The sequence below is a fragment of the Streptomyces sp. CA-288835 genome, assembly GCF_050936385.1.
Taxonomy (GTDB): Bacteria; Actinomycetota; Actinomycetes; order Streptomycetales; family Streptomycetaceae; genus Streptomyces.
The window spans coordinates 8,967,045-8,987,750 of sequence record NZ_JBNJMW010000001.1 but is presented as its reverse complement, the minus strand read 5'-3'; the positions used below and the strand labels follow the sequence as shown (position 1 = coordinate 8,987,750).

Below are 20,706 nucleotides of genomic sequence, written 5' to 3'. Positions count from 1 at the left end.
AAGAGGGACTACTTCAGTCCGGTCGTGGACATCCCGGCGACGAAGCCGCGCTGGGCGACGAGGAAGATCAGCAGGATGGGGACGACGTACATCACGGAGCCGGCCGCCAGCAGGTTGTTGACGGGCAGTCCGCCGTCCGTGACATAGGAGGTCATGATGGCGACGGAGAGCGTGGTCTTGTCGCTGGACAGGAGCAGCATCGGGGCGATGAAGTCGCCCCAGGTCCAGGTGAAGGCGATCACGAAGCTCGCGGACAGGACCGGCCAGGACTGCGGCAGGAAGATCCGCCAGAAGATCCCGGCGTAGCCGACGCCGTCGATGATCGCGGCCTCCTCCAGTTCCTTCGGCATCCCGGCGAAGAACTGCCGGAAGAGGAAGACCAGATACGGAGCGGCGGACAGCCCCCACAGCACCCACGGCCAGTAGGTGTCGACCATGCCGACCTTCGCGAAGATGAGGTACGTCGGGAAGAGCGTGATCATCTGCGGCAGCATCATCGAGCCGAGCAGCACCCCGAAGAGGATCTTCTTGCCGGGTGCGTTCAGTCGGGCGAACCCGAAGCCGACCCAGGCGGAACTCAGGGTGACCAGGGTGGCGTAGATCAGGGAGATGATGAGGGAGTTGCGGGAGTACCCGAGGAAGTCGATGGCGGTGAAGGCATCGGCGAAGTTGTGCCACTGGAAGTTCTCGGGCAGCCAGCGCACCGGGGAGGCCGCCAGTTCGGGCGTCGTCTTCAGACCGGTGAGGATCAGCCAGCCGAAGGGGCCGAGCATCAGGCCGGTGATCACGACGAGCACGGTATAGAGGACGAGGCGGGACTTGCGTACTCGCACCCGGCCCCCGGAATCTGGGGTCTTGGGTTCCATGGAGGTCCGCGGGGCCTTGGGGGGCACGGTGGTGGCGGTCACTTCTTCGCCTCCGGGTCGACGTTGTAGAACACCACACCGGACGTGAACTTGAAGATCAGGCCGGTCGCGATGAGGATCAGGACGAAGAGCACCCACAGGAGTGCGGAGGCGTAGCCGTAGCGGCCGAGCGCGAAGTACTGCGCGAACACGTGCATCATGTACATGTAGTTGGACTGCGGGATCGAAGTGACTCCCGCCGGGGTGGCGTTGGCGGCGAGCAGCATCGGCATGATGGTCTGCACCGAGGCGATCATCCCGGTTACGGCCTGGAAGAGCAGGACCGGCGAGAGCAGCGGCACAGTGACGCTGCGGAAGGTCCGCCAGGCGCTCGCCCCGTCGATCCGGGCCGCCTCGTGGAGCTCGCGGGGTACATCCTGGAGCCCTGCCAGCGAGATGATCATGATGTTTCCGGCCGCCCACAGCACCGTCATCAGGATCACGTAGCGGGCGTACGGGTCGTCGAGCCAGGCGATGGCGTCGATGCCGAAGATGTTGAGGACACCGTTGGTGGCGCCGGAGTCCCGGTTGAAGAGCTGCTTGAAGATGAGGCCCGCACCCACCGGCGGCACCACGGCAGGCAGGTAGAGCAGGGTGCGCCACAGGCCGCGCGCCTTGAGCGGCCGGTTGACCAGGACCGCGAGCATCATGCCCGCGATGATCGACAGCGGTACCGAGGTGATCGCGAACAGACCGGCACGCCCCAGGGCGTCCCAGGTCACCGGGTCCGAGAGCAGCTCCTGGTAGTTGCCGAGTCCGACGTAGCGCCAGTTGGGCGAGATGCCGTCGAACGTGGTGAAGCTCAGCCACAGCGCGTACGCCATCGGGCCGATGGTCAGCAGCAGGAAGCCGACGATCCAGGGCGAGGTGAACATGTAGAACGCCCGGTGCCGGCGAGCGGTCATGGAGGTCCGGGACCCGCCGCCGGAGCGTACGGCGCCGGTGCCTGCGACGGCCCGTGGCCGCTCGGCGACCTCGGGGATCTGGCCGACTGTCATCCCACCTGCTCCTTACCGCGCTTCAGCTGCTCGTTGAGGGCCGAGTTGAGGCGTCCCGCGAGGGTGTCGACGGAGACCTGGCCGTTCATCGCGGCCGGAAAGACCTGGTTGATGAGGGCTTCCATGCCGTCCCACTTGGCGTAAGGGGTGAAGGGGGTCACCGAGAAGTGCTCCAACTCGGCCTCCTGCACCTTGAAGACCCGCTTCTGGTAGTCCTCCTTCTGCGGCATCAGCGGGCGCAGCGACTTGAGCGTCGGTATCCCCCAGCCGCCCTCCGCGCGCCCCTTGGCCGGCGCCTCGCCGAAGAACCACTCGAAGACCCGCCAGGCCGCGTCCTTGTTCCGTGCCTTCTTCGGCATCCACATGCCGGTGCCGGCCTGGCAGGAGCTGAGCCGTGGGCCGCCCTCGAAGACGGGTGCGGGGGCGAGGCGGGAGATCTTCGCGATCTTCGGGTCTGCGTTGATCATGCCGCCGAGCCAGTAGCCGTTGCCGGACATGGCCATGCGGTTCGCGACGTAGGTGGGGCCGTCCCAGGTGTCGGGGTTGGGCTGGATGAGGCTCGGCCCGGTCTTGGTCTTGGCGTACTCGACGTACCAGGTCAGGGCCTTGCGGGCCTCGGGGCTGGTGAAGTCGACCCGGCTGAAGTCATCGGAGAACAGGCTGCCTCCGGCGGCGGCCGTCAGGTTCGTCAGGAGGATGGTGAGGTTCACACCGTTGTAGCTGCCTCCGTACACGGTGGTCTGGCCGTTCTTGCGCTGGACCAGCCGCTTGGCGTTCTCCAGCCACTCCTCGTAGGTGATCGGCTCGGTGTCGGAGGGGTAGTCGACGCCCGCCTTGTCGAAGAGCGCGGTGTTGTACCAGAACATCGCGTCCTGGGAGAAGTCCTTCGCCATGCCGTAGCGGGGGCCCTTGCCCTGGGTCGTGCCGTCGAAGCGCCACACGTCGTTGGCCGGGTCCAGGTCGTCGGTCCTGAGGATGGTCGACTTGGCGAAGTACGGGTCCAGGTCCTCGGCCACACCCCGGGCGGCAAAGTACGGCGCGTCCAGGGCGCCGAGGCCGCGGACCAGGTCCGGAGGGTTGCCGTTGGTCAGCATCGCGATCAGTCGGGTGATGTCGTCCTGAACCACGGTGATCCTGATGCCGAGTTCCTTCTGGGCCTGCTGGATCAGCTCCGGGGAGATGTCGTCGAGTTTGACCATCATCGTGACGCTCTCGCCGCCGCCGGGTGCGGCTCCCGCCGTCGACAGCGCGCAGCCGCTGAGGGCCGCCGCTCCGGCCGCGGCACCGCCCGCCGAGAGGGCGAGGAATCGGCGGCGGCTGGGAGGAGCACCAGGGTGTGCGTGCATGTACGCCTCACCTTCTTGCTGGGAGTTGGGCAGGCCGATGGGAGTCGGCACGGAGCCGAGCGACTCTGGACAACCGGTTTCTATGGAGCCAGGTGGGCAGAGCTTCTTCCTGTCTGGAATCTGCGTCAAGAGTCTTGACGAACTTTCGAAAAGTCTGGGTAACCTCGGCGACATGAGCCACAAGGCCGGAGGGTCGCTCCGGAGTCTGCGGCGAACCAACCAGGAGCAGCTCCTGGCGTTGCTGCTCGATCAAGGTCCCCTGCATCGGGCCGCGCTTGCGCGGCTGGCGGGCGTCTCCCGTACGACGGTGTCGACGATCACCAATGAGCTGATGGAGCGCGGTCTGGTCGCCAAAACCGAGCGCAAACCGACTGCTGATCTCGACGGACGTGCCGGTGATCTGCTGTCGGTCAATCCGCGTGCGGCCGTCGTGGCCGGGATGAACCACACCTTCGACGGCGTGTGGGTGCACCTCGGCGACCTCTCCGCGCGGGAGGTCGCGAGCGCCGGTACGGCCCTGGATCCCGACACCGGGCCGGCCGAGCGGATCGCGGCCGGTGCGTCGATCCTCGAGCGGCTCCTGGACGAGGAGGGACTCGGCCGAGGACAGGTCCTCGGCGTGGGCGTCGGAGTCCCGGGGCCCATTCACCGCGGTACCGGAGTGGTCGGAGTGTCCCTGCCGGGGCAGCCCTGGTCGGATGTGCACGCCGCCGACGAGTTCGAGCGGGCGCTCGGGCTGCCGGTCACCGTGGAGAACAACACCCGCCTCGAAGGCGTCGCCGAGTCCCGCTGGGGCGCGGGCCGCTCGGTGGCGAACCTGCTCTACTTCGGCCTGTCCAGCGGCATCGGCTCCGGGCTGATCCTCGACGGACGCCTGTACCGCGGGGCGGTCGGCGCCGCGGGCGAGCTGGGCCATGTCTCGGTGAGCGTCAACGGCCCCGCCTGCCGCTGCGGCAACCGCGGCTGCCTCGTACTGCGCGCCGGCATCCCGGCCGTACTCGCCGCGCTGCGCCCCGTCTTCGGCGAGACCCTGACCCTCGACGAGATGCTGGACCGCACACTCGCCGGAAACCGCGCGGGCGAGCGGGTGCTAGCCGACGTGGGCACCGTGGTCGGCCAGGCCCTGGCCAACCTGTGCAACCTCCTCAACCCCGAACGCATCGTCGTAGGCGGCGAGTTGTCCCGCGCCGGCGAACTCCTCCTCACCCCGATGCGCACGGCGATCCGCCGCTACGCACTCGCCCTGGTCCGCGAAGTGGACGTGGTCCAGGCGGAGTTGGGCCGTGACGTGCCCGCTGAGTCGGGCCTGGGCGCCCGAGTCGGTGCGCTCGGAGGCGCGGCGCTCGTACTGAGCGAGACGCCGGACCTGGCGGCGGCACTGAACCAGGTGGCGGCCAAGGGGGCGACGGCGTGAAGGGCGGTACGGGGCGGGGGCTGGGCGAGGGGGTGGGGCGGCCGGGGGCTGCGGGCCAGGCGGGCGCCGCAGGCCGAGTTGAGGCCGCAGGCGAGACTGAAGCCTCTACCCAGGCTGGCGCCGCCGTCCGGGTGGAGCCCCCATTCCAGACGGAACCCTCAGGCCTGGCCGGCGCCGCGACGGCGACACCCGCCGGGCGCCCGTCGGCCCCGGCGGAGGCGACGGCCCCGACAGAGCCCCCAGCCCAGACAGGCACCGCAGCCCGGACGGAGCCCCCAGGCCGGGCAGGCGCCGCGGCGACGACGCCCGCAGGGCGCCCGACTAACCCGCCGGCGCCGGCGGACGCGACGGACCCGACGCAGCCGATGGACCAAGCGGTCCCGAAGGACCCCACGGACCCGGCGATCCCGCCACACTCCGCCCCCACCCCCACCCGCTTCGACGGCAAGGTAGCCATCGTCACCGGCGGCGGTAGCGGTATCGGCGCCGCCTGCGCCCGGCGGCTCGCCGCCGAAGGGGCCGCCGTGGTCATCGCGGAGGTCGATGACGAGGCAGGCGAGCGCGTGGCCGCGGAGCTCCGGGCGCGGGGGCAGCGCGCCCGCCACGTGCGCTGTGACGTGGCCGTCGCTGACGACTGGCGGCGGCTGGCCGAGGTCGTGCTCGGCGAGTACGGGCGGGTCGACGTCCTGGTCAGCAACGCGTACGCGCTGATCACCGGCGCCGCGCACGAGTTGGCCGAGGACGACTGGGACCGGGTCGTCGACGTCTGCCTGAAAGCCACCTACCTCGGAGTGCGGGCCCTGCACGCGCCCCTGCTCGCGGCCCGTGGCAGCGTCGTCGCCGTCTCCTCCGTGCACGGGCGCACGGGCGCCCCGGGTTTCACCGCGTACGCCGCCGCGAAGGGCGGACTGGAGGCGCTCGTACGGCAGTTGGCGGTGGAGTACGGCCCGCACCTGCGCGTCAACGCGGTGGCGCCAGGCCCGATCGCCACCCCCCAGTGGGCCCGTACCCCCGAGCAAGGCCGGCGCGCCGAAGCCGCGCGCACGGTCCTCGGCAGATTCGGCGAACCGGAGGAGGTCGCCGCCGCCGTCGCGTTCCTGGCCTCGCCGGAGGCCGGGTTCATCACGGGCGCCGCCCTGCCCGTGGACGGCGGCTGGAGCATCCGGTCCTGAGACCACGCGCGGCGACCCCGCCCGACCAGAGAGGCCCCATGAAGATCGTCAAGATGGAGACATTCCGTGTCCCGCCGCGCTGGCTGTTCCTCCGGATCGAAACCGACGAGGGCATCGTCGGCTGGGGCGAACCCATCGTCGAGGGCCGCGCCGAAACGGTCGCCGCGGCCGTCGCCGAACTCTCCGACCTCCTCATCGGCACCGACCCGCGCCGCATCGAGGACCACTGGCAGGTCCTCGCCAAGGGCGGCTTCTACCGAGGCGGCCCGGTCCTGTCCAGCGCGCTGGCCGGCATCGACCAGGCCCTGTGGGACATCAAGGGCAAGTCCCTCGGCGTACCCGTGTACGAGCTGCTCGGCGGCCCGGTGCGAGACCGCGTCCGCGTCTACCGCTGGCTCGGCGGCGCCACAGCGAGCGAACTGAACGACTCAGCACACCAGGCCGTCGCCGAGGGCTACACGGCAGTCAAGCTGAACGCCTCCGACCAACTGCGCCACCTCGACACCCCCGCCACCGTCCGCGGCATCGTCGCCCGCCTCACGGCGCTGCGCGAGGCGGTCGGCTGGGATGTGGATATCGCCGTGGACTTCCACGGCCGCCTCTCCACCGGCATGGCCCGCCGCACCCTGCCGCTGGTCGAGCCGCTGCTGCCGCTGTTCGTCGAGGAGCCGGTGCTGCCCGAGTTCTCCCGCGACCTGGCCCCATTGGCCGCCGCGACCGCCGTCCCGCTCGCCACCGGTGAACGCCTCTACTCCCGCTGGGACTTCAGAGACGTACTGCCCACCGGGATAGCCGTGGCCCAGCCCGACCTGTCGCACGCGGGCGGCATCTCCGAGGTACGCCGCATCGCCGCGATGGCCGAGACGTACGACGTAACCCTCGCCCCGCACTGCCCGCTGGGGCCCATCGCCTTCGCCGCGAGTCTGCAGATCGACTTCGCGACCCCGAACTTCCTCATCCAGGAGCAGAGCCTGAGCCTGCACGCCCCGTACGACAACCCGCTCCTGTCCCACCTCGTCGACCCGGCCGTCTTCCAGTACGCCGACGGCCACGTCACGCCCCCGCCCGGGCCGGGCCTCGGTATCGAGATCGACGAGGCGGCGGTGCGGCAGGCCGCGACCGAGGGCCACCGCTGGCGCAACCAGATCTGGCGCCACGAGGACGGTTCCTTCGCCGAGTGGTGAACCGAACGGTGTGCCAAGCGGTGCGCCGCGCAGAGCCTGGTCCGGTTCGCGCCAACCGGTTGGAGTAACCGATTACGACGAGATTCAATGGTTCCGTCACCGTGCACAGCAGCTGGAGAACTGACCGCCCTATTGCGGCAGATACGCCGCACTAGCTGCTACGCCGCCCTGCCGCGGCATTGGCGCCTACGCCCGGCACCATCGCGAATCACCGGACCCAGGGAACACCCTGCGCATTGACCGCCCTATGCGTCAGACTTACGGTAGAAGACGCTTTCAGAAAACGTTTCCCCAGCACCTCAGGAGAGTCATGTCCAGCGCCCAGCTGCCGAGGGCCGTGTTCGCCATGGATCCGGTGCACCTCCCTCTGCTCTTTCCTCCGCCGCTCATGGCACGGCTCCAGCAGGTCGCCGAGATCGACACCTCGCTCGTCGTACAGGACTTCACCGCCCCCGACGCCGCCGCGGCACTGGCCAGGACCGAGGTGCTCATCACGGGCTGGGGCTGCCCCCACCTTGATGAGGACGTCCTCGCCGCCGCCCCGAACCTGCGCGCCGTCCTGCACGCCGCGGGCTCGGTCCGCTCGCTGGTCGGCGAGGCGCTGTGGAAAGGCGGGCTCACCGTCTCCAGCGCGGTGACCGGCAACGCGCTGCCGGTCGCGGAGTACACCCTCTCCATGATCCTGCTCGCCGGAAAGGACACCTTCGCGCACCGCGAGCGCTTCCGGGACACCCACGCCTACCCGTCCACCGCCGAGACCGCGGCCACGGGCAATCTCGGCCGCCGCGTGGGCATCATCGGCGCCTCACGCGTAGGCCGCCGACTGCTGGAACTGCTACGGCCCTTCGACCTGTCCGTCGCGTTGTACGACCCCTATGTGGACGCGGACGAAGCAGCCTCGCTGGGCGCCGAGTTGCTGTCGCTCGAGGACCTGCTCAGACGCAGCGACATCGTCAGCCTGCACGCCCCCGACATCCCCGAGACCCACCGCATGCTCGACCGCGACAAGCTCGCCCTCATCAGGGACGGCGGAGTCGTGATCAACACCTCCCGCGGCGCCCTGGTCGACCCCGACGCTCTCGCCGACGAACTGACGAGCGGCCGCCTGAGCGCGATCCTAGACGTCACCGAACCCGAACCACTGCCCGCCGACTCCCCGCTGTACAAACTCCCCAACGTCTTCCTCACCCCGCACATCGCCGGCTCCCTCGGCAATGAGCTGGCCCGCCTCGGCGGCATCGTCGTCGAGGAGCTGGAACGCGTTTCCGCGGGCCTGCCACCGGCCCACGAGGTACGGCACGCAGATCTGTCCCGTGTCGCCTGATCCCGGCCCCGAGCACCAGCCACCGCCTCGGAGAAACAATGGGATACGGTTCCAGCACCGGCCCGGGGCAGAGGCCCCAATCGCCCGGTGGGGAGTCGCAACGGAGAAGGAGCCGCAACGGTGAGCGAGCGCACGGCGTCGGGTGACTCCGGACGGGCCACCATCCGGGACGTGGCGGCACGGGCGGGCGTCTCGGTCGCGAGCGTCTCGCGCGTGCTATCCGGCAACTATCCGGTGTCGGAGGAACTGCGCCGCCGCGTGATGAAGGTGGTCCAGGACCTGGACTACGTCACCAACGCCCACGCCCGCTCACTCGCCGGCGGCGGCACACCGACGGTGGCCATCCTCATCAACAACATCACCGGCGCCGCATTCACCCACGTGGCCAAGGGAGTGGAGGGCGCGGCCTCGTTGCGCGGCTGGCTCTCGCTGGTCGGCACGACCGGAGACGACCCGGAACGCGAACTCGCCCTGGTCAACCTGATGCGCCAGCAGGGCGTCACCGCGGTGATCCTGCTCGGCGGCGCCTACGACTACGACGAGTACCAGCTGAGGATGGCCCGCTTCGCCCGCTCCCTGGACGCGGCCGGCTCGCACCTCGTCCTGGTGGGCAGGCCTCCGCTGGAGGGCGACGTACCAGCGACGACGGTGGACTACGACAACGAGGGCGGCGCCTACGCCATGGCCAGCCACCTCCTGTCCGCCGGCCACCGCCGCGTCCTGGTACTGCCGGGTCACGCCGAACTCACCACCGCCCAGGGCCGGTTGAACGGCGCCCAGCGGGCCTTCGAGGCGTACGGGGTGCCCTTCGACCCGAAGCTGGTGCTGCACGGCCCGTACGACTACGAGCACGGGTATGACGCCGTCGAGGAGAGCCTGCGTCTCGGGCTTGACTTCACGGCGGTGCTCGCGGGCACCGACGTGGTCGCCGCGGGCGCCATGCAGGCCCTGCGTGCGGGCGGGCTCAGGGTGCCCGAGGACGTGTCGATCGTCGGCTACGACGACATCCCGCTGGCCTCGCAGCTCACCCCCCAACTGACCACCGTCCACGTGCCGTACGAGGAGATGGGCCGCGTAGCGCTGCGTGCGGTGGCCAACCGGCGCGAGAGCGGTGCAGGCCGCCGGAGGGGCGGCGACGGCGACCATGTGGTGCTGGGCACGCACGTCGTCGTACGGCAGTCCGTCCAGCCTCCGCCAGTGCCTTAAGGGCCTGGTAGGTGCCACCAGCACGGCAGTCGTAACAGGTCTGATGATTGCTGTTACGTAAACGGCTTCTAAGTCGATCGAAAGCGCTCGAGGGCGCCCCCGGACTGCCACAAGCCCGCGCCTGCGCACCGCTGACCTGTGCTTTCGCTGCCATGCGCGGGCACCACGCGACCACGACGACCTGCCACATCGCCGACAACCGAACTTAACAATTTGCCGTCGGACTCTTGCGTGAAACAGAGCAGGCGACCTACGTTTCACAGCAACCGTTTTCTACAGCTTCCGCCAGAGGGTTTCCGAGACACGAGCCGACGTCTTCCCCGCTCGCCGTCGCCCCACCGAGCCACCCCTCTTCCGCGATCGTCTACGCCTCGAAGGATGACCGTACGATGAACTTCACCAACCCCCGGAGAAGGTTCGCTCGCGCCGCTGTCGCGGGCATCGCCCTGACAGGTCTGCTCGCCGCCTGCGGCGGATCCGGAGACGACGAGCCCGCCGAGTCCTCGGGTCCGGTCACCCTCGACTTCTGGGGCTGGGCCAACGGCCAGGAGGCCGTCGTGAAGGCGTTCAACGCCAGCCACAAGGACATCCAGCTGAAGTACACCAAGGTCACCGACCAGCTGACCATGCAGAAGCAGCTGACGAACGCCGTCAAGGCCGGCAACCCTCCGTGTCTGATGCAGAACACCGGTGAGTACGTGACGAGCTGGGTCTCCCAGGGCGCGCTCGCCGACATCACCGAGTACGTCGAGGGCGAGAAGGACAAGTTCAACCCCGGCTCGTGGGCCACCGGTCAGGTGCAGGGCAAGGTCTACGGCGTTCCCACCGCCTCGGCGCCCGCCTTCACGATCTACCGCACCGACATCTTCGAGAAGTACGACCTGGAGCCGCCCCAGACCTGGGACGACTTCATCGCCGCGGGCAAGGAACTGAAGAAGCACGACATCAAGGTCACCAACTACGCCGGTGAGGACCCGAGCACCCTCGAGGTGCTCGCGATGCAGGCCGGAGCCAAGTGGTACTCCGTCGAGGGCGACTCCTGGGCGGTGAACTTCAAGGACGAGGGCACCCTGAAGGCCGCCGACGTGATCCAGCAGATCATCGACAACGACCTGAACTCCAAGCTCTCCTTCGCCGACTACGCGGCCGTGCAGCGCAACTACGACAACGGCGGCACCGCGACCCGGCAGATCTCCACCTGGCAGATGTCCGGCATGGTGCAGAACTTCACCAAGTCCTTCGGCGACTGGGCGCTGTCCCCGTGGCCGACCTTCAAGGGCGAGGCACCCAAGACTCCGGCCGGCACCAACCAGAGCGGCAACCTGACGCTGGTGTCCGAGCAGTGCAAGAACAAGGAGCAGGCCGCCCAGGCGGCGCTGTGGATGTCCACCGACACCGGCGCGGTCAAGACTATGGCGAGCCCCGAGACCGGCAGCGGTGTGATGCCGGCGCTGGCCGACAGTGACGCGTACGTCTCCGAGGCGATCTCCGAGAAGCTGCTCGGCAAGAACTACGAGCCGGCCAAGAAGATCGTCACGGACAGCCTGAGCACCATCAACACCGACTGGACCTTCGGCCCGAACTGGACCGCGATGTTCACGGAGATGCAGGACGAGTGGGCCAAGGTCGTCAACAAGGAGCAGAAGGTCACCGACCTTCTCGACCACATGCAGCAGTGGACGGTCAACGACCTGAAGCAGCGCGGCATCAGCGTCAAGGGCTGAGGCACACTTCATGATTCGCTCACTGCGCTGGAAGGGTGCCGCGTTCACGGTGCCCTTCCAGCTCGGCTTCGTCTTCCTCTACCTGCTTCCGATCGGCTACGCGGTCTACCAGTCGCTGTTCCTGCAGAAGCAGTCCGGGCTCGGTCTCGGTGGCGCGACCAGGGAGTTCGTCGGGCTGGAGAACTACCAGCAGGGGCTGACCGACTCGGCGTTCATGACATCCATCCTCAGGGTGGTGCTGTTCGCCTGCGTGCAGATCCCGTTCATGCTGCTGATCAGCCTGGTGCTGGCGCTGTTCCTGGACGCGGTCACCTCGAAGGCGGCCGGCCGGTTCCGGATCCTGCTGCTGATTCCGTACATGATCCCCGGCGTGGTCGCCGCCATCGTGTGGGTCAACCTGTACAGCCCCGAGGTGGGCCCGCTGACTCCGCTCGGCGAACTGTTCGGCTTCGACTGGAACTTCTTCGCGCCCTCGATGGTGTGGCCGGCCATCGGCAACCTGCTGACCTGGCACGGCATCGGCTACAACATGGTGATCATCTACGCGGCGCTGCAGGGCGTACCCCGTGACCTCTTCGAGGCCGCCCGGCTCGACGGCGCCTCCGAGATGCGGATCGCGCTGAGCATCAAGATCCCGTTCGTGCGCGGGGCGCTCGTCCTGACCGCTCTGCTGTCGATCATCCAGATGCTGCAGATCTTCAACGAGCCCGCGCTGTTCCGGAACGTGACGCCGCAGACGGTCAGCGACAGCTTCACCCCGATCATGATCATCTACAACCAGGCGTTCAACGCCGGCAACTACCACTACGCCGCGGCCCTGTCGGTGCTGCTCGCCCTGATCCTCGGTGTGGCGTCCTTCGTCTTCTACCGACTGACCTCGAGGGAGGTGGACTGATGGCGCTGACGGAAAACCGTAAGGAAAAGGGCACGGAAACCGCCGCCGTGCCACCCAACGGGCCTGCCATGCGGCGACGCACCCGCCCCGACCCCGCTGCCCGTTCACGGGGCGGGCAGCGGTTCATCCTCGTCGGTCTGGTCCTGGCCAGCGTCTACAGCCTGTTCCCGGTGTACTGGCTGATCATCGCCGCGACCAAGGACCGCGTGGGGCTGTACCAGAGCAACGGGCTGTGGTTCTCCGGCTTCCACCTGTGGGAGAACCTGCAGCAGGTGTTCACCTACGAGGACGGCATCTTCCTGCGCTGGACCGCCAACTCGTTCCTGTACGCGGGAGTCGGCTCCCTCGGCGGCACCCTCATCGCCCTCCTCACGGGCTACGGGCTTGCCCGCTTCGACTTCCCCGGGCGGGGCGTGGTGTTCGCGGCCGTGGTGGGCTCCTTCCTCATCCCGATCGCGCTGCTCACCCTGCCGCTGTACCTGATGTTCTCGGAGATCGGCCTGGTCGACACCCCCTGGGCGATGCTGATCCCCTGCCTGATCAACCCGTTCAGCGTGTACCTGGCGAAGGTCTACACGGAGGCCACGATCCCGTTCGAGCTGCTTGAGGCGGCCCGGATCGACGGCGCGGGTGAGCTGCGGATCTTCTTCAGCATCGTGCTGAGGATGATGACCACGGGCGGCGCCACGGTGTTCCTGCTCGCCTTCGTGAACACCTGGAACGCCTTCTTCCTCCCGCTGACCGTGTTGCGCGGCGAGGAGAACTGGACGCTCAACCTGGGTCTGTACAACTGGTCCGGCAAACGCCTGGAGTCGGGCATCGACGTGACCAGCCTCGTCCTGACCGGTGCGCTGCTGTCCATCATCCCGATGGCGATCATGATGGTCGCGATGCGCCGCTACTGGCGGAGCGGCGTCACCCTGGGCGCGCTCAAGTAGCCAAGCTTTTGGAACGCAACTCGGCGGTCAGCGACGTAACTTCGTCGCTGACCGCCGAGGCGTTTCGCCAGGCACTACTGACGGAGAACCCCTACTCCTGCCCGCCGTCCCCGCCCTCTCCGCCGTCCAGATCCCGCACCTCGAACCAGTCGAAGTCGGCCGGAGCGCGCGTCCCGCCCAGGTCCTGTGCGCAGATCCCGACGAAAGCGCCGGTGAATCGCAACCGGTTCCCGTAGTCGTCGGAGAGCTTGCTCGCGTCCAGGACCGGGCCCACGGCCTGCCAGTCGGTCCCGTCAGGGGACGCGAAGAAGCGCAGTTCCGTGCCGTCGAAGCGGGCCCGCAGGTACGCCAACGGCCAGTCATCGACGTCGAGTTCGGACTCCTGGAGTTCCCGGTACGCCCCGTCATCGGTGAGCACCACGCCCAGGACGCGCCCCCTTCCCTCGGTGCGGGTGAGGCGCAGGTAGTAGTGCGTCGACGTGTCGTACCAGCAGATGAGGCCCGCGCGCTGGCTGAAGTGGGAGGGGCGGAAGTCGACGACCGTCGTCACCTCGCACCGCACCGAAGTCAGCCGCCGCGCGACCAGGCTCTGGTCGAAGAGCGACTGCGGACTCTGCCGGCCACGCAGCCGCAGATGCCCGGGGCGCTCGCCGAGCGTCAGCCACCCGGAGGTCGCGGGGGCCCGCAGAGTGCTCCAACCCCCGTCCAGGGATGGCGAGTTGAAGTCGTCACGGGCCGGAGGCCGGGCGGCCGGGCCTGGCGATCCTGGCTCCACCCCCGTGGGTGCCGGGACCTCCAGGCTCGGCCGCCGTCCGCCGTCGGCCAGCCGCAGCCAACCGTCGTCCGTCCACGTCACGCGCTGCAGGCAGGTCTCCCTGCCGAGAACGCAGCGCGGCCCGTCGGGCGTCTTTACGGGGCGGGAGGCGAGGTGCGCGAGGTACCACTCCCCCGCCGGCGTCTCGACCAGCTCGCCGTGACCGGCCTTCTGGAGTGGCCAGTCCGGGGTGTCCCGGGTGGTCAACAACGAGCCGAGCGGGTCGAGTTCGTACGGTCCGGTCAGCTCGCGTGAGCGGGCCATCAGGATGCCGTGGTTCCAGCCGGTGCCGCCCTCGGCGAGCATCAGGTAGTACCAGCCGTCCCGGCGGTAGACGTTGGGGCCCTCGATCAGCTCGTCGTGCTGGAGGATCGTGCGGGGCTGTCCGATGAGGGCCCGCTTGTCGGAGTCGTACTCCTGGAGCAGGATCCCGGCGAAGGACGGACGGTCGTCGCGCGGGTCCCACTGGATGTTCAGCAGCCAACTGCGGCCGTCCTCGTCGTGGAAGAAGGACGGGTCGAAGCCGGAGGAGTTCAGGAACACCGGCTCGGACCACGGGCCCTCGATCGACGGCGCCGTGATCAGGTAGTTGTCGAGGTCCTTGAAGGGGCGCCCGGTGGTGCGGACGATCGTGTAGACCAGCCAGAACTGCCCGTCGTGGTACGACAGTGAAGGCGCCCAGACGCCGGCCGAGTCGGCGACTCCGCGCAGGTCGAGCAGATCCGGGCGGTCCAGGATGTGACCGGCCGGCTCCCAGTGGACGAGATCCTTCGAGCGGTGCACGGGCACGCCCGGGTACCACTCGAAGGTCGAGGTGGCGATGTAGTAGTCCGCGCCGACGCGCAGGATGCTCGGGTCCGGGTGGAAACCGGGCAGCACGGGGTTGCGGAGGTGGCCCGAGATCATGCCGGTCCTTTCACAGATGACTCAGGTGGCTCAAGTGGCTTACGGGGGTGGGGTCAGCCCTTGACGGCGCCCTGCATCCCCCCGTAACGATCTGCTTCGCCAGCAGAAGGAAGATGATCAGCTTGAGCACGCTTAGTTTAGGAACCGGTTGCTATCGAGTCAATATTTCCGGAGCTTGAGCTGCGCTATTCGAAACTTTCGCGGTAGTCACTCGTGGCGGTGGGGTCGAGGAGCGCTATCGCGACAGCGCACGATCGATGCGTTCGAGCGCCTCAGTCAGCACCATCCGGGGGCAACCGATGTTGAGTCGGACGTAACCCTCTCCTCCGGGGCCGTAGACCCGGCCGTCGTAGAGATTGACAGCTGCACGGTCGACAAGGAACTGGTGCAGCCCGCCCACACGAGCGTCAAGTTCACGAGCCTCCAGCCAGACCAGGAACGATGCGTCCGGCGGCATCGGCGTGATCTCGGGCAGGCGCTCTTGGACGAACTCGTGCACGAAGGCCACGTTGCCCTTGAGATAGTCGGTCAGCCGGTCGAGCCACGGACCACCCGTCGTGTAGGCGGTCTCCAAGGCCAGACGACCAAAGTAGTGCGCGTTGATCATGAACGATGCCCGCATGACGTTCAGCAGTTCCGAGCGCATGGTTGGATCGGCAACCGAGAGCGTGGCCGATGGCAGGCCGGCTAGGTTGAACGTCTTCGTGGGGGCAGTGCAGATGAATGCTCGGCGGGCGGCGTCGCTGCTGATCGAGGCGTAGACGACGTGGGGCCGACCGTTCAGTCGGATGTCACAGTGAATCTCGTCGGAAATCACCAGAAGGTCGTAGCGCGCACAGATGTCGTTCACGGCGAGCAACTCGTCGGCCGTCCAGCTCCGGCCCGAGGGATTGTGGGGGTTGCAGAGCAACAGCACCTTCGCGCCGGATGCGGCCAGTTCGGCCAGGTTGTCGAGGTCGAACTCGTAGCGGTTGTCGATGAGCCGTAGCCGGTTCACGAGCAGCCGCCGCTGGTTACCGGTAATAGCCTCGAAGTTCGGCGAGTAGACCGGTGATTGGACGATCACCCCATCTCCAGGGGCGGTGAAGGTGCGCAAGATTGCTGCGACCGAGGACATGATCGCAGGGGCCGGGAGGAGCGTTTCCACCGGTGGTGTCCAGCCGTGCCTGACGGTGAACCAGTTCTGCACGATCTGGAAGTGTTCCGGGTCTCGCAGGGTGTAGCCGTAGATACCGTGGTCCGCAGCGGCGCGCAGGCGGTCGATGACGGTCGTCGGCGCCCGGAAGTCCATGTCGGCCGTCCACAGCGACAGCAGATCCTCGCCCCGGACACGCGGGGAGAATTCGTCCCATTGGTTTGCCCATTTGGCTGACCCGAAAGGGGCGCGGTCGTACACCGTGTCAAAGTCGGGGTCGGCACCGTACTCTGCGGTGGCGGTGGGCATGGCTTTTGCCCTTCTGGTGGTCATGCGAAACCCTTCTCCACTCCGCGGGCGATACGGCAGTCCGGGTGGTCGTGGCTGCGGGGCGGAATCCGGAGCCACGACCACCGGCTTGGGTACTGGCTCAGCCGTTCTGACCGATGCCGGCCTTGATGAGTTCCGGGACGATCTTCTTGCTCTCGTCGAACGAGATCAGCACGATGGCGTCCGGGTGCTGGGCCTTCACCTTCTCCACCTCGGCCGTGTAGTTGGCTGCGTTCGCGTCGTAGAGGGCATAGGAGACGACTTTGCCGCCGGACTCTTCGTAGAAGGAGCGGACGTTCTTCGCCAGTGCCTCGCCGTAGGCGTCCTGTCGGGCGAGGATTGCGATGTTGCTGTGACCGTCCTCGCTGATGGTCTGGGCCATCACCTGCCCCTGCAGGACGTCGGAGGGGGCCGTGCGGAAGTACATGCCCTGGTCGGGGTAGGTGTCGAATGCGGTCGAGGTGTTCCCGGCCGATATCTGGACGACGCCGGCCCCGGTGATCTTGTCGATGACCGACAGCGACACCGACGAGGAAGCGGCGCCGATGATGACGTCGGCACCACCGCGGAGCAGTTTGTCGGTCTCGGATGGCGCGATGTTCGGCGACCCGTCACCGGAGTCGCCCTTCAACTGCTTCACGTCCTTGCCGAGCACACCCCCGCCCTTGTTGATTTCATCCACGGCCAGGTCCACGCCCGCGAATTGCGGGGCGCCGAGGAAGGAGCTGTCCCCGGTGGCAGGGAGCAGGGTGCCGAACGTAAGGACGCCGTCCCCCTTGGGGATGGGGCCGCTGACCTTCTGATCGGCTCGGATGTTGGCCTGGTCCGGGGTGGTGCCGTTGACGTAGCCGACATTCTTGTAGTTGTTGTCCTGCCCGAATTGGTAGATGCCGACGGTCGCCGCGGACGGGCTTCCTGTCGAGTTCATCTCGATCGGGCCGGAAGGGCCGTCGTAGTCGATGTCCGTTCCGTCGGCGAGGAGGTCAGCGCACTGCTTGAAGCTGGTGCACTTTGTCCCATCCCTGGTGACGCCGATCTCCTTCCCGGCGATCGCCTTGCCGGAGTCGCTCTTGGCAGCGACCGCGGCCAGGGCTGAGAGGATCGTGGCGTCGTAGGCCTCCGGAGCGTAGGTGAAGTCCTTCACCTTGCTGTTGATCTTGAGGATCCTCTGCCGGAACTCGTCGCCGATCTTGCCGCCGGGGAGCGTGGCGCGCACACCCTTGAGAGTGCCGGGCTCGAAATCACCGGAGTAGTCGGCGGTGTTGCCGTCTACGAAGTAGAGCTGGGTGCCCGCCTTGGCTGGCGGCTCGCTGCCGGCTGCGGTGGGGCTGCTGTTGGAGCTGCAGGCGGCGGTTGCCAGCGCGGCGGAGGCCAGAACGGCGATACAGGTGATGCGTCTCGGGAGCGACATGGGACCTCCAGGGTGGGTGAGGACTGCTGCGTTACTGGTGTGGTGCACGACCGTGCCGTGGCGGGTGTCAGGATCGAACGCGAGGGGACAGTTCGACCGGCATGTGGAGTCGTGTTCCTAGTTCCGCCTGCCGCCAGGCGTGCCTTCTGCCTGGGCGGCCTTGGCCAAGGTGCCGAGATACAGCTCGATCACCCTGGGGTCACGGGCCAGCGACTGTCCGGACCCGGTGTAGGCGTTGCGTCCTTGGTCGAGGACGTATCCGCGGTCGCAGATCTGCAGGCAGCGGCGTGCGTTCTGTTCGACCATGACGACCGATACACCGGTGCGGTTGATGGCTCGGGTCTGGACAAACACCTCGTCCTGCATCGCCGGGGACAGGCCCGCTGAGGGTTCGTCGAGCAACAACACGGAGGGTTCCATCATCAGAGCCCGGCCCATGGCCACCATTTGCCGCTCACCGCCTGACAGTTGTCCGGCCCGCTGCTTGCGGCGTCGGCCCAGCGCAGGGAACAGATCGGTCACGAACGCAAACCGAGGGGCGAACTTCTTGGGGGACTGATAGCACCCCATCTGCAGGTTTTCCTCGATGGTGAGCGAGGGGAAAATGTTGTTGGTTTGCGGTACGAAGCCGATCCCTTGGGATACCAGTGCGTCGGCGCGCTGGTTCGTGACCTCCTCGCCCCGCAGGCGAACCGTTCCGGTGGTGACCTTGACCAGCCCGAAGAGTGCTTTGAGCAGTGTCGACTTGCCAGCGCCGTTGGGTCCGATGATGCCGACCAACTCGCCGGGCTGGCAGTACAGATCAGCGCCATTCAAGATGTTGACTCCGGGGAGGTACCCGGCGATCAGATTGTCTGCGCGAAGGGCTGCGCCCTCGGCCGCCTGCAGATGCCTTGTCCGAGCTGCCTGGTCGATCTTCGGGGCGTTGGGATCGGGGTCAGCCACGATCTCGCCTTGATCGGTGAGCTGTGAGTCCGATGGGCCGTGATGGGCAGAAGTCATCTCGGGACCTCCCGGTCGACCCTCTGCTCGGCGTGGTCGTGCGCGTGCTCGACCTTGAGCACGTGTTCGAGCTCGCTGATGTCGGTGTCGTGGCGAGCTCCGAGGTAGGCGTCGATGACACGTTCGTCGGACATGATGGATGTGGGGGGTCCCTCGGCGATTACCTTGCCCTGGGCCATGACGACCACCCAGTCGGAGATCTCTCGCACCATGTCCATGTCGTGTTCGACGAACAGGACGCTCATTCCCTGATCCCGCAGCGACTTCACATGCCCGAGCAGGGACTGCTTCAGCGCTGGGTTGACGCCGGCCATGGGTTCGTCGAGCATGACCAGCTTCGGTTCGACCATGAGCGCTCGCGCCATCTCGAGCAGCTTTCTCTGACCGCCTGACAGGGACCCGGCGAAGTCTTGCTCCTTGGCGTCGAGCTTGAACCGCTTGAGCAGGTGTCGGGCCCGGTCGGTGATGTCTCGTTCCTGCGCCCGCCACAGGGCGGGGAGGGCGGCGGCCCACAAGCGTTCGCCACGCTGACCTGTGGCGCCCATCCGCATGTTCTCCAGCACTGTCAGTTTCGAGAGCACTCTGGTCAGTTGGAAGGTCCGGACCATGCCGAGGCGTGCCACTTTGTAGGCTGCTTTGCCTTTGAGCGGTGTCCCGTCGAAGGACCATGAACCGGCGTCGGGTTGATCGAAACCGGTGAGCAGGTTGAAGAACGTGGTCTTGCCTGCACCGTTGGGTCCGATCAAGGCGGTGATGACCCCGCGTTGGATTTCGAGGTGTTCCACGTCGACCGCGGTGAGGCCTCCGAAGGTGCGGCGGATTCCGTTCACGATCACAACGGGGTCGGGTTTGGCAGCGCCGGGCTCATGCGGCACCGACTGCAAAGCAATCCGGCACTCGCGCATCGACTTGGCCTCCGCGGTGCCGGGGCCGGGCACCCTGGGCTGGGACGTATCACCGGCAGCGGAGACGTCCTTGGTTGCGGTGCTCGAGGAGATGTGGTCAGCGGGGAAGTTGTCAGTGGGCATCGAGCGCGAGCTCCCTTCGATCACCGAAGATGCCTTGCGGCCGGTAGATCATCAGCAGCATCAGCACCAATCCGACCAACATCAGCCGGATGATTGACGCTTGGTCGGCGTTCATGAACTGAGCCACGACCGGGTAGCCGGCCAACTGCGTCAAGACCGATCCGAGGAACGACAGGATCGCCCAGAACATCACCGCGCCGACGACCGGACCAAGGATCCGAGCGGCGCCACCGAGGATGAGCATGGTCAAGGCGATGAAGGTGAAGTCCAGGTTGAACGTGTCGGCCTGGACCGAAGCGGCCCCGAACGCGCCCACGAAGCCTCCGGCGCATCCGACCACTCCACCGAGGATGAGGGCCTGGATCTTGTAGCCGTAGACGTTCTTGCCCAGAGACCGCATCGCATCCTCGTCTTCACGGATGCCCCGAAGAACCCTTCCCCACGGTGATCGCATCAGGGCCCAGGTGAGCAGACTGATCATGATGACCAGGCCCCAGCCGACGATGACCGTCCACAGTTCCTCCCGGCTGTAGGTCAGGAAGAAGCCGTCGTAGTTCGGCAGCGGGTTGAGGCTTCGGAACCCGGCGGTGAAGCCGGTCACACCGTCCTTGCCGTGAAAGTACGTCCGGAACGACGTCCCGAACACAAGTCGTAGGATCTCTGCCGCCGCGATGGTGACGATCGCCAGGTAATCCGCCCGAAGACGCAGAGTGGGGATACCCAATATCAACGCCAACGCCACGCTGAAGGCGATCGCGAGCAGGATCGCCAGGACGGTGGGAACTCCGCTGGTGGCGATCGCCGCGCCCATGATGTAACCGCCTACCGACAAGAAGGCGGCCTGACCGAAGTTGACCAGCCCGGCGTAGCCGAACTGAATGTTCAAACCGATCGCAGCCAGGCAGAACGAGACGGCCAGATAGCCGAAGCCGTCGTGCAGTGCCCCCGTGAAGGCGCCGATGATGTCCATGTCC

Annotated in this window: 17 protein-coding genes; 8 read left to right on the top strand and 9 right to left on the bottom strand. The window is 67.3% G+C overall.

Translation table 11 applies throughout. The features are described 5' to 3' along the window. Positions 1 to 8: 8 nt before the first annotated feature. Genes ACQEVY_RS40630 through ACQEVY_RS40620 form a run of 3 tightly spaced genes read right to left on the bottom strand, consistent with a single transcriptional unit; the run spans position 9 to position 3,249 of the window. The gene (locus tag ACQEVY_RS40630) at positions 9 to 908 is read right to left on the bottom strand and encodes a carbohydrate ABC transporter permease (protein WP_432954922.1); all 900 of its coding nucleotides are present in this window, start codon (positions 906 to 908) and stop codon (positions 9 to 11) included. Continuing rightward, complete coding sequence (locus tag ACQEVY_RS40625) at positions 905 to 1,903, bottom strand: carbohydrate ABC transporter permease (protein WP_432954921.1); 999 nt, start codon at positions 1,901 to 1,903, stop codon at positions 905 to 907. Before ACQEVY_RS40625 ends, ACQEVY_RS40630 begins: the two co-directional genes overlap by 4 nt. After that, on the bottom strand, positions 1,900 to 3,249 hold the full coding sequence (locus ACQEVY_RS40620; protein WP_432954919.1) for an extracellular solute-binding protein: 1,350 nt from the start codon (positions 3,247 to 3,249) through the stop codon (positions 1,900 to 1,902). Before ACQEVY_RS40620 ends, ACQEVY_RS40625 begins: the two co-directional genes overlap by 4 nt. Before the next feature lie 172 nt (positions 3,250 to 3,421). On the opposite strand from ACQEVY_RS40620, the gene ACQEVY_RS40615 reads away from it, so the two are divergent. From ACQEVY_RS40615 to ACQEVY_RS40580, 8 genes are all read left to right on the top strand, one after another. After that, positions 3,422 to 4,663, top strand: coding sequence for an ROK family protein (locus tag ACQEVY_RS40615; protein ID WP_432954917.1), 1,242 nt, complete (start codon positions 3,422 to 3,424; stop codon positions 4,661 to 4,663). Positions 4,664 to 5,028: 365 nt separating this feature from the next. Further along, positions 5,029 to 5,835, top strand: coding sequence for an SDR family NAD(P)-dependent oxidoreductase (locus ACQEVY_RS40610; RefSeq protein WP_432954915.1), 807 nt, complete (start codon positions 5,029 to 5,031; stop codon positions 5,833 to 5,835). 38 nt (positions 5,836 to 5,873) lie between these two features. After that, positions 5,874 to 7,019 (top strand): galactonate dehydratase, encoded by a 1,146-nt coding sequence (gene dgoD / locus ACQEVY_RS40605; RefSeq protein WP_432954914.1) that lies wholly within the window; start codon positions 5,874 to 5,876, stop codon positions 7,017 to 7,019. Between the two features lie 310 nt (positions 7,020 to 7,329). Further along, positions 7,330 to 8,343 carry a hydroxyacid dehydrogenase gene (locus ACQEVY_RS40600; protein WP_432954912.1) on the top strand — a complete coding sequence of 338 codons (1,014 nt, stop codon included), beginning with the start codon at positions 7,330 to 7,332 and terminating at the stop codon, positions 8,341 to 8,343. Positions 8,344 to 8,463: 120 nt separating this feature from the next. Further along, a complete protein-coding gene (locus ACQEVY_RS40595; RefSeq protein WP_432954911.1) occupies positions 8,464 to 9,549 on the top strand; it encodes a LacI family DNA-binding transcriptional regulator in 1,086 nt (361 codons plus the stop codon). A 389-nt stretch (positions 9,550 to 9,938) separates the two neighbouring features. Continuing rightward, positions 9,939 to 11,273, top strand: a complete 1,335-nt coding sequence (locus ACQEVY_RS40590; RefSeq protein ID WP_432954909.1) for an ABC transporter substrate-binding protein — start codon at positions 9,939 to 9,941, stop codon at positions 11,271 to 11,273. A 10-nt stretch (positions 11,274 to 11,283) separates the two neighbouring features. Next, a complete protein-coding gene (locus tag ACQEVY_RS40585; protein WP_432954907.1) occupies positions 11,284 to 12,168 on the top strand; it encodes a carbohydrate ABC transporter permease in 885 nt (294 codons plus the stop codon). Further along, positions 12,168 to 13,106: a carbohydrate ABC transporter permease gene (locus tag ACQEVY_RS40580; RefSeq protein WP_432954906.1), complete on the top strand. Its 939-nt coding sequence runs from the start codon at positions 12,168 to 12,170 to the stop codon at positions 13,104 to 13,106. The genes ACQEVY_RS40585 and ACQEVY_RS40580 overlap by 1 nt, the downstream gene beginning before the upstream one ends. Positions 13,107 to 13,197: 91 nt before the next feature. On the opposite strand, the gene ACQEVY_RS40575 is transcribed toward ACQEVY_RS40580, so the two are convergent. The 6 genes from ACQEVY_RS40575 to ACQEVY_RS40550 all read right to left on the bottom strand — a co-directional run bounded on the left by ACQEVY_RS40575 (position 13,198) and on the right by ACQEVY_RS40550 (position 20,702). Further along, positions 13,198 to 14,826, bottom strand: a complete 1,629-nt coding sequence (locus ACQEVY_RS40575) for a glycoside hydrolase family 43 protein (protein WP_432954904.1) — start codon at positions 14,824 to 14,826, stop codon at positions 13,198 to 13,200. 235 nt (positions 14,827 to 15,061) lie between these two features. Further along, entirely contained in the window at positions 15,062 to 16,294 is a 1,233-nt protein-coding gene (locus ACQEVY_RS40570; protein WP_432954903.1) for a MalY/PatB family protein, read from the bottom strand. Positions 16,295 to 16,391: 97 nt separating this feature from the next. After that, complete coding sequence (locus ACQEVY_RS40565; protein ID WP_432954902.1) at positions 16,392 to 17,702, bottom strand: ABC transporter substrate-binding protein; 1,311 nt, start codon at positions 17,700 to 17,702, stop codon at positions 16,392 to 16,394. A 117-nt stretch (positions 17,703 to 17,819) separates the two neighbouring features. Continuing rightward, entirely contained in the window at positions 17,820 to 18,704 is an 885-nt protein-coding gene (locus ACQEVY_RS40560) for an ABC transporter ATP-binding protein (protein ID WP_432954900.1), read from the bottom strand. Continuing rightward, positions 18,701 to 19,609 carry an ABC transporter ATP-binding protein gene (locus tag ACQEVY_RS40555; RefSeq protein WP_432954898.1) on the bottom strand — a complete coding sequence of 303 codons (909 nt, stop codon included), beginning with the start codon at positions 19,607 to 19,609 and terminating at the stop codon, positions 18,701 to 18,703. The genes ACQEVY_RS40560 and ACQEVY_RS40555 overlap by 4 nt, the downstream gene beginning before the upstream one ends. Positions 19,610 to 19,721: 112 nt before the next feature. Beyond that, positions 19,722 to 20,702, bottom strand: coding sequence for a branched-chain amino acid ABC transporter permease (locus ACQEVY_RS40550; RefSeq protein WP_432954897.1), 981 nt, complete (start codon positions 20,700 to 20,702; stop codon positions 19,722 to 19,724). Between the last annotated feature and the right edge of the window lie 4 nt (positions 20,703 to 20,706).

Bases quoted from the DNA above. Each gene is read 5' to 3' on its own strand.
- ACQEVY_RS40570 (WP_432954903.1), bottom strand. From the start codon at position 16,294: ATGACCACCAGAAGGGCAAAAGCCATGCCCACCGCCACCGCAGAGTAC.
- ACQEVY_RS40590 (WP_432954909.1), top strand. From the start codon at position 9,939: ATGAACTTCACCAACCCCCGGAGAAGGTTCGCTCGCGCCGCTGTCGCG.
- ACQEVY_RS40580 (WP_432954906.1), top strand. From the start codon at position 12,168: ATGGCGCTGACGGAAAACCGTAAGGAAAAGGGCACGGAAACCGCCGCC.
- ACQEVY_RS40625 (WP_432954921.1), bottom strand. From the start codon at position 1,903: ATGACAGTCGGCCAGATCCCCGAGGTCGCCGAGCGGCCACGGGCCGTC.
- ACQEVY_RS40610 (WP_432954915.1), top strand. From the start codon at position 5,029: ATGGACCAAGCGGTCCCGAAGGACCCCACGGACCCGGCGATCCCGCCA.
- ACQEVY_RS40615 (WP_432954917.1), top strand. From the start codon at position 3,422: ATGAGCCACAAGGCCGGAGGGTCGCTCCGGAGTCTGCGGCGAACCAAC.
- ACQEVY_RS40575 (WP_432954904.1), bottom strand. From the start codon at position 14,826: ATGATCTCGGGCCACCTCCGCAACCCCGTGCTGCCCGGTTTCCACCCG.
- ACQEVY_RS40560 (WP_432954900.1), bottom strand. From the start codon at position 18,704: ATGACTTCTGCCCATCACGGCCCATCGGACTCACAGCTCACCGATCAA.
- ACQEVY_RS40600 (WP_432954912.1), top strand. From the start codon at position 7,330: ATGTCCAGCGCCCAGCTGCCGAGGGCCGTGTTCGCCATGGATCCGGTG.
- ACQEVY_RS40585 (WP_432954907.1), top strand. From the start codon at position 11,284: ATGATTCGCTCACTGCGCTGGAAGGGTGCCGCGTTCACGGTGCCCTTC.
- ACQEVY_RS40565 (WP_432954902.1), bottom strand. From the start codon at position 17,702: ATGTCGCTCCCGAGACGCATCACCTGTATCGCCGTTCTGGCCTCCGCC.
- ACQEVY_RS40550 (WP_432954897.1), bottom strand. From the start codon at position 20,702: ATGGACATCATCGGCGCCTTCACGGGGGCACTGCACGACGGCTTCGGC.
- ACQEVY_RS40620 (WP_432954919.1), bottom strand. From the start codon at position 3,249: ATGCACGCACACCCTGGTGCTCCTCCCAGCCGCCGCCGATTCCTCGCC.
- ACQEVY_RS40555 (WP_432954898.1), bottom strand. From the start codon at position 19,609: ATGCGCGAGTGCCGGATTGCTTTGCAGTCGGTGCCGCATGAGCCCGGC.
- dgoD (WP_432954914.1), top strand. From the start codon at position 5,874: ATGAAGATCGTCAAGATGGAGACATTCCGTGTCCCGCCGCGCTGGCTG.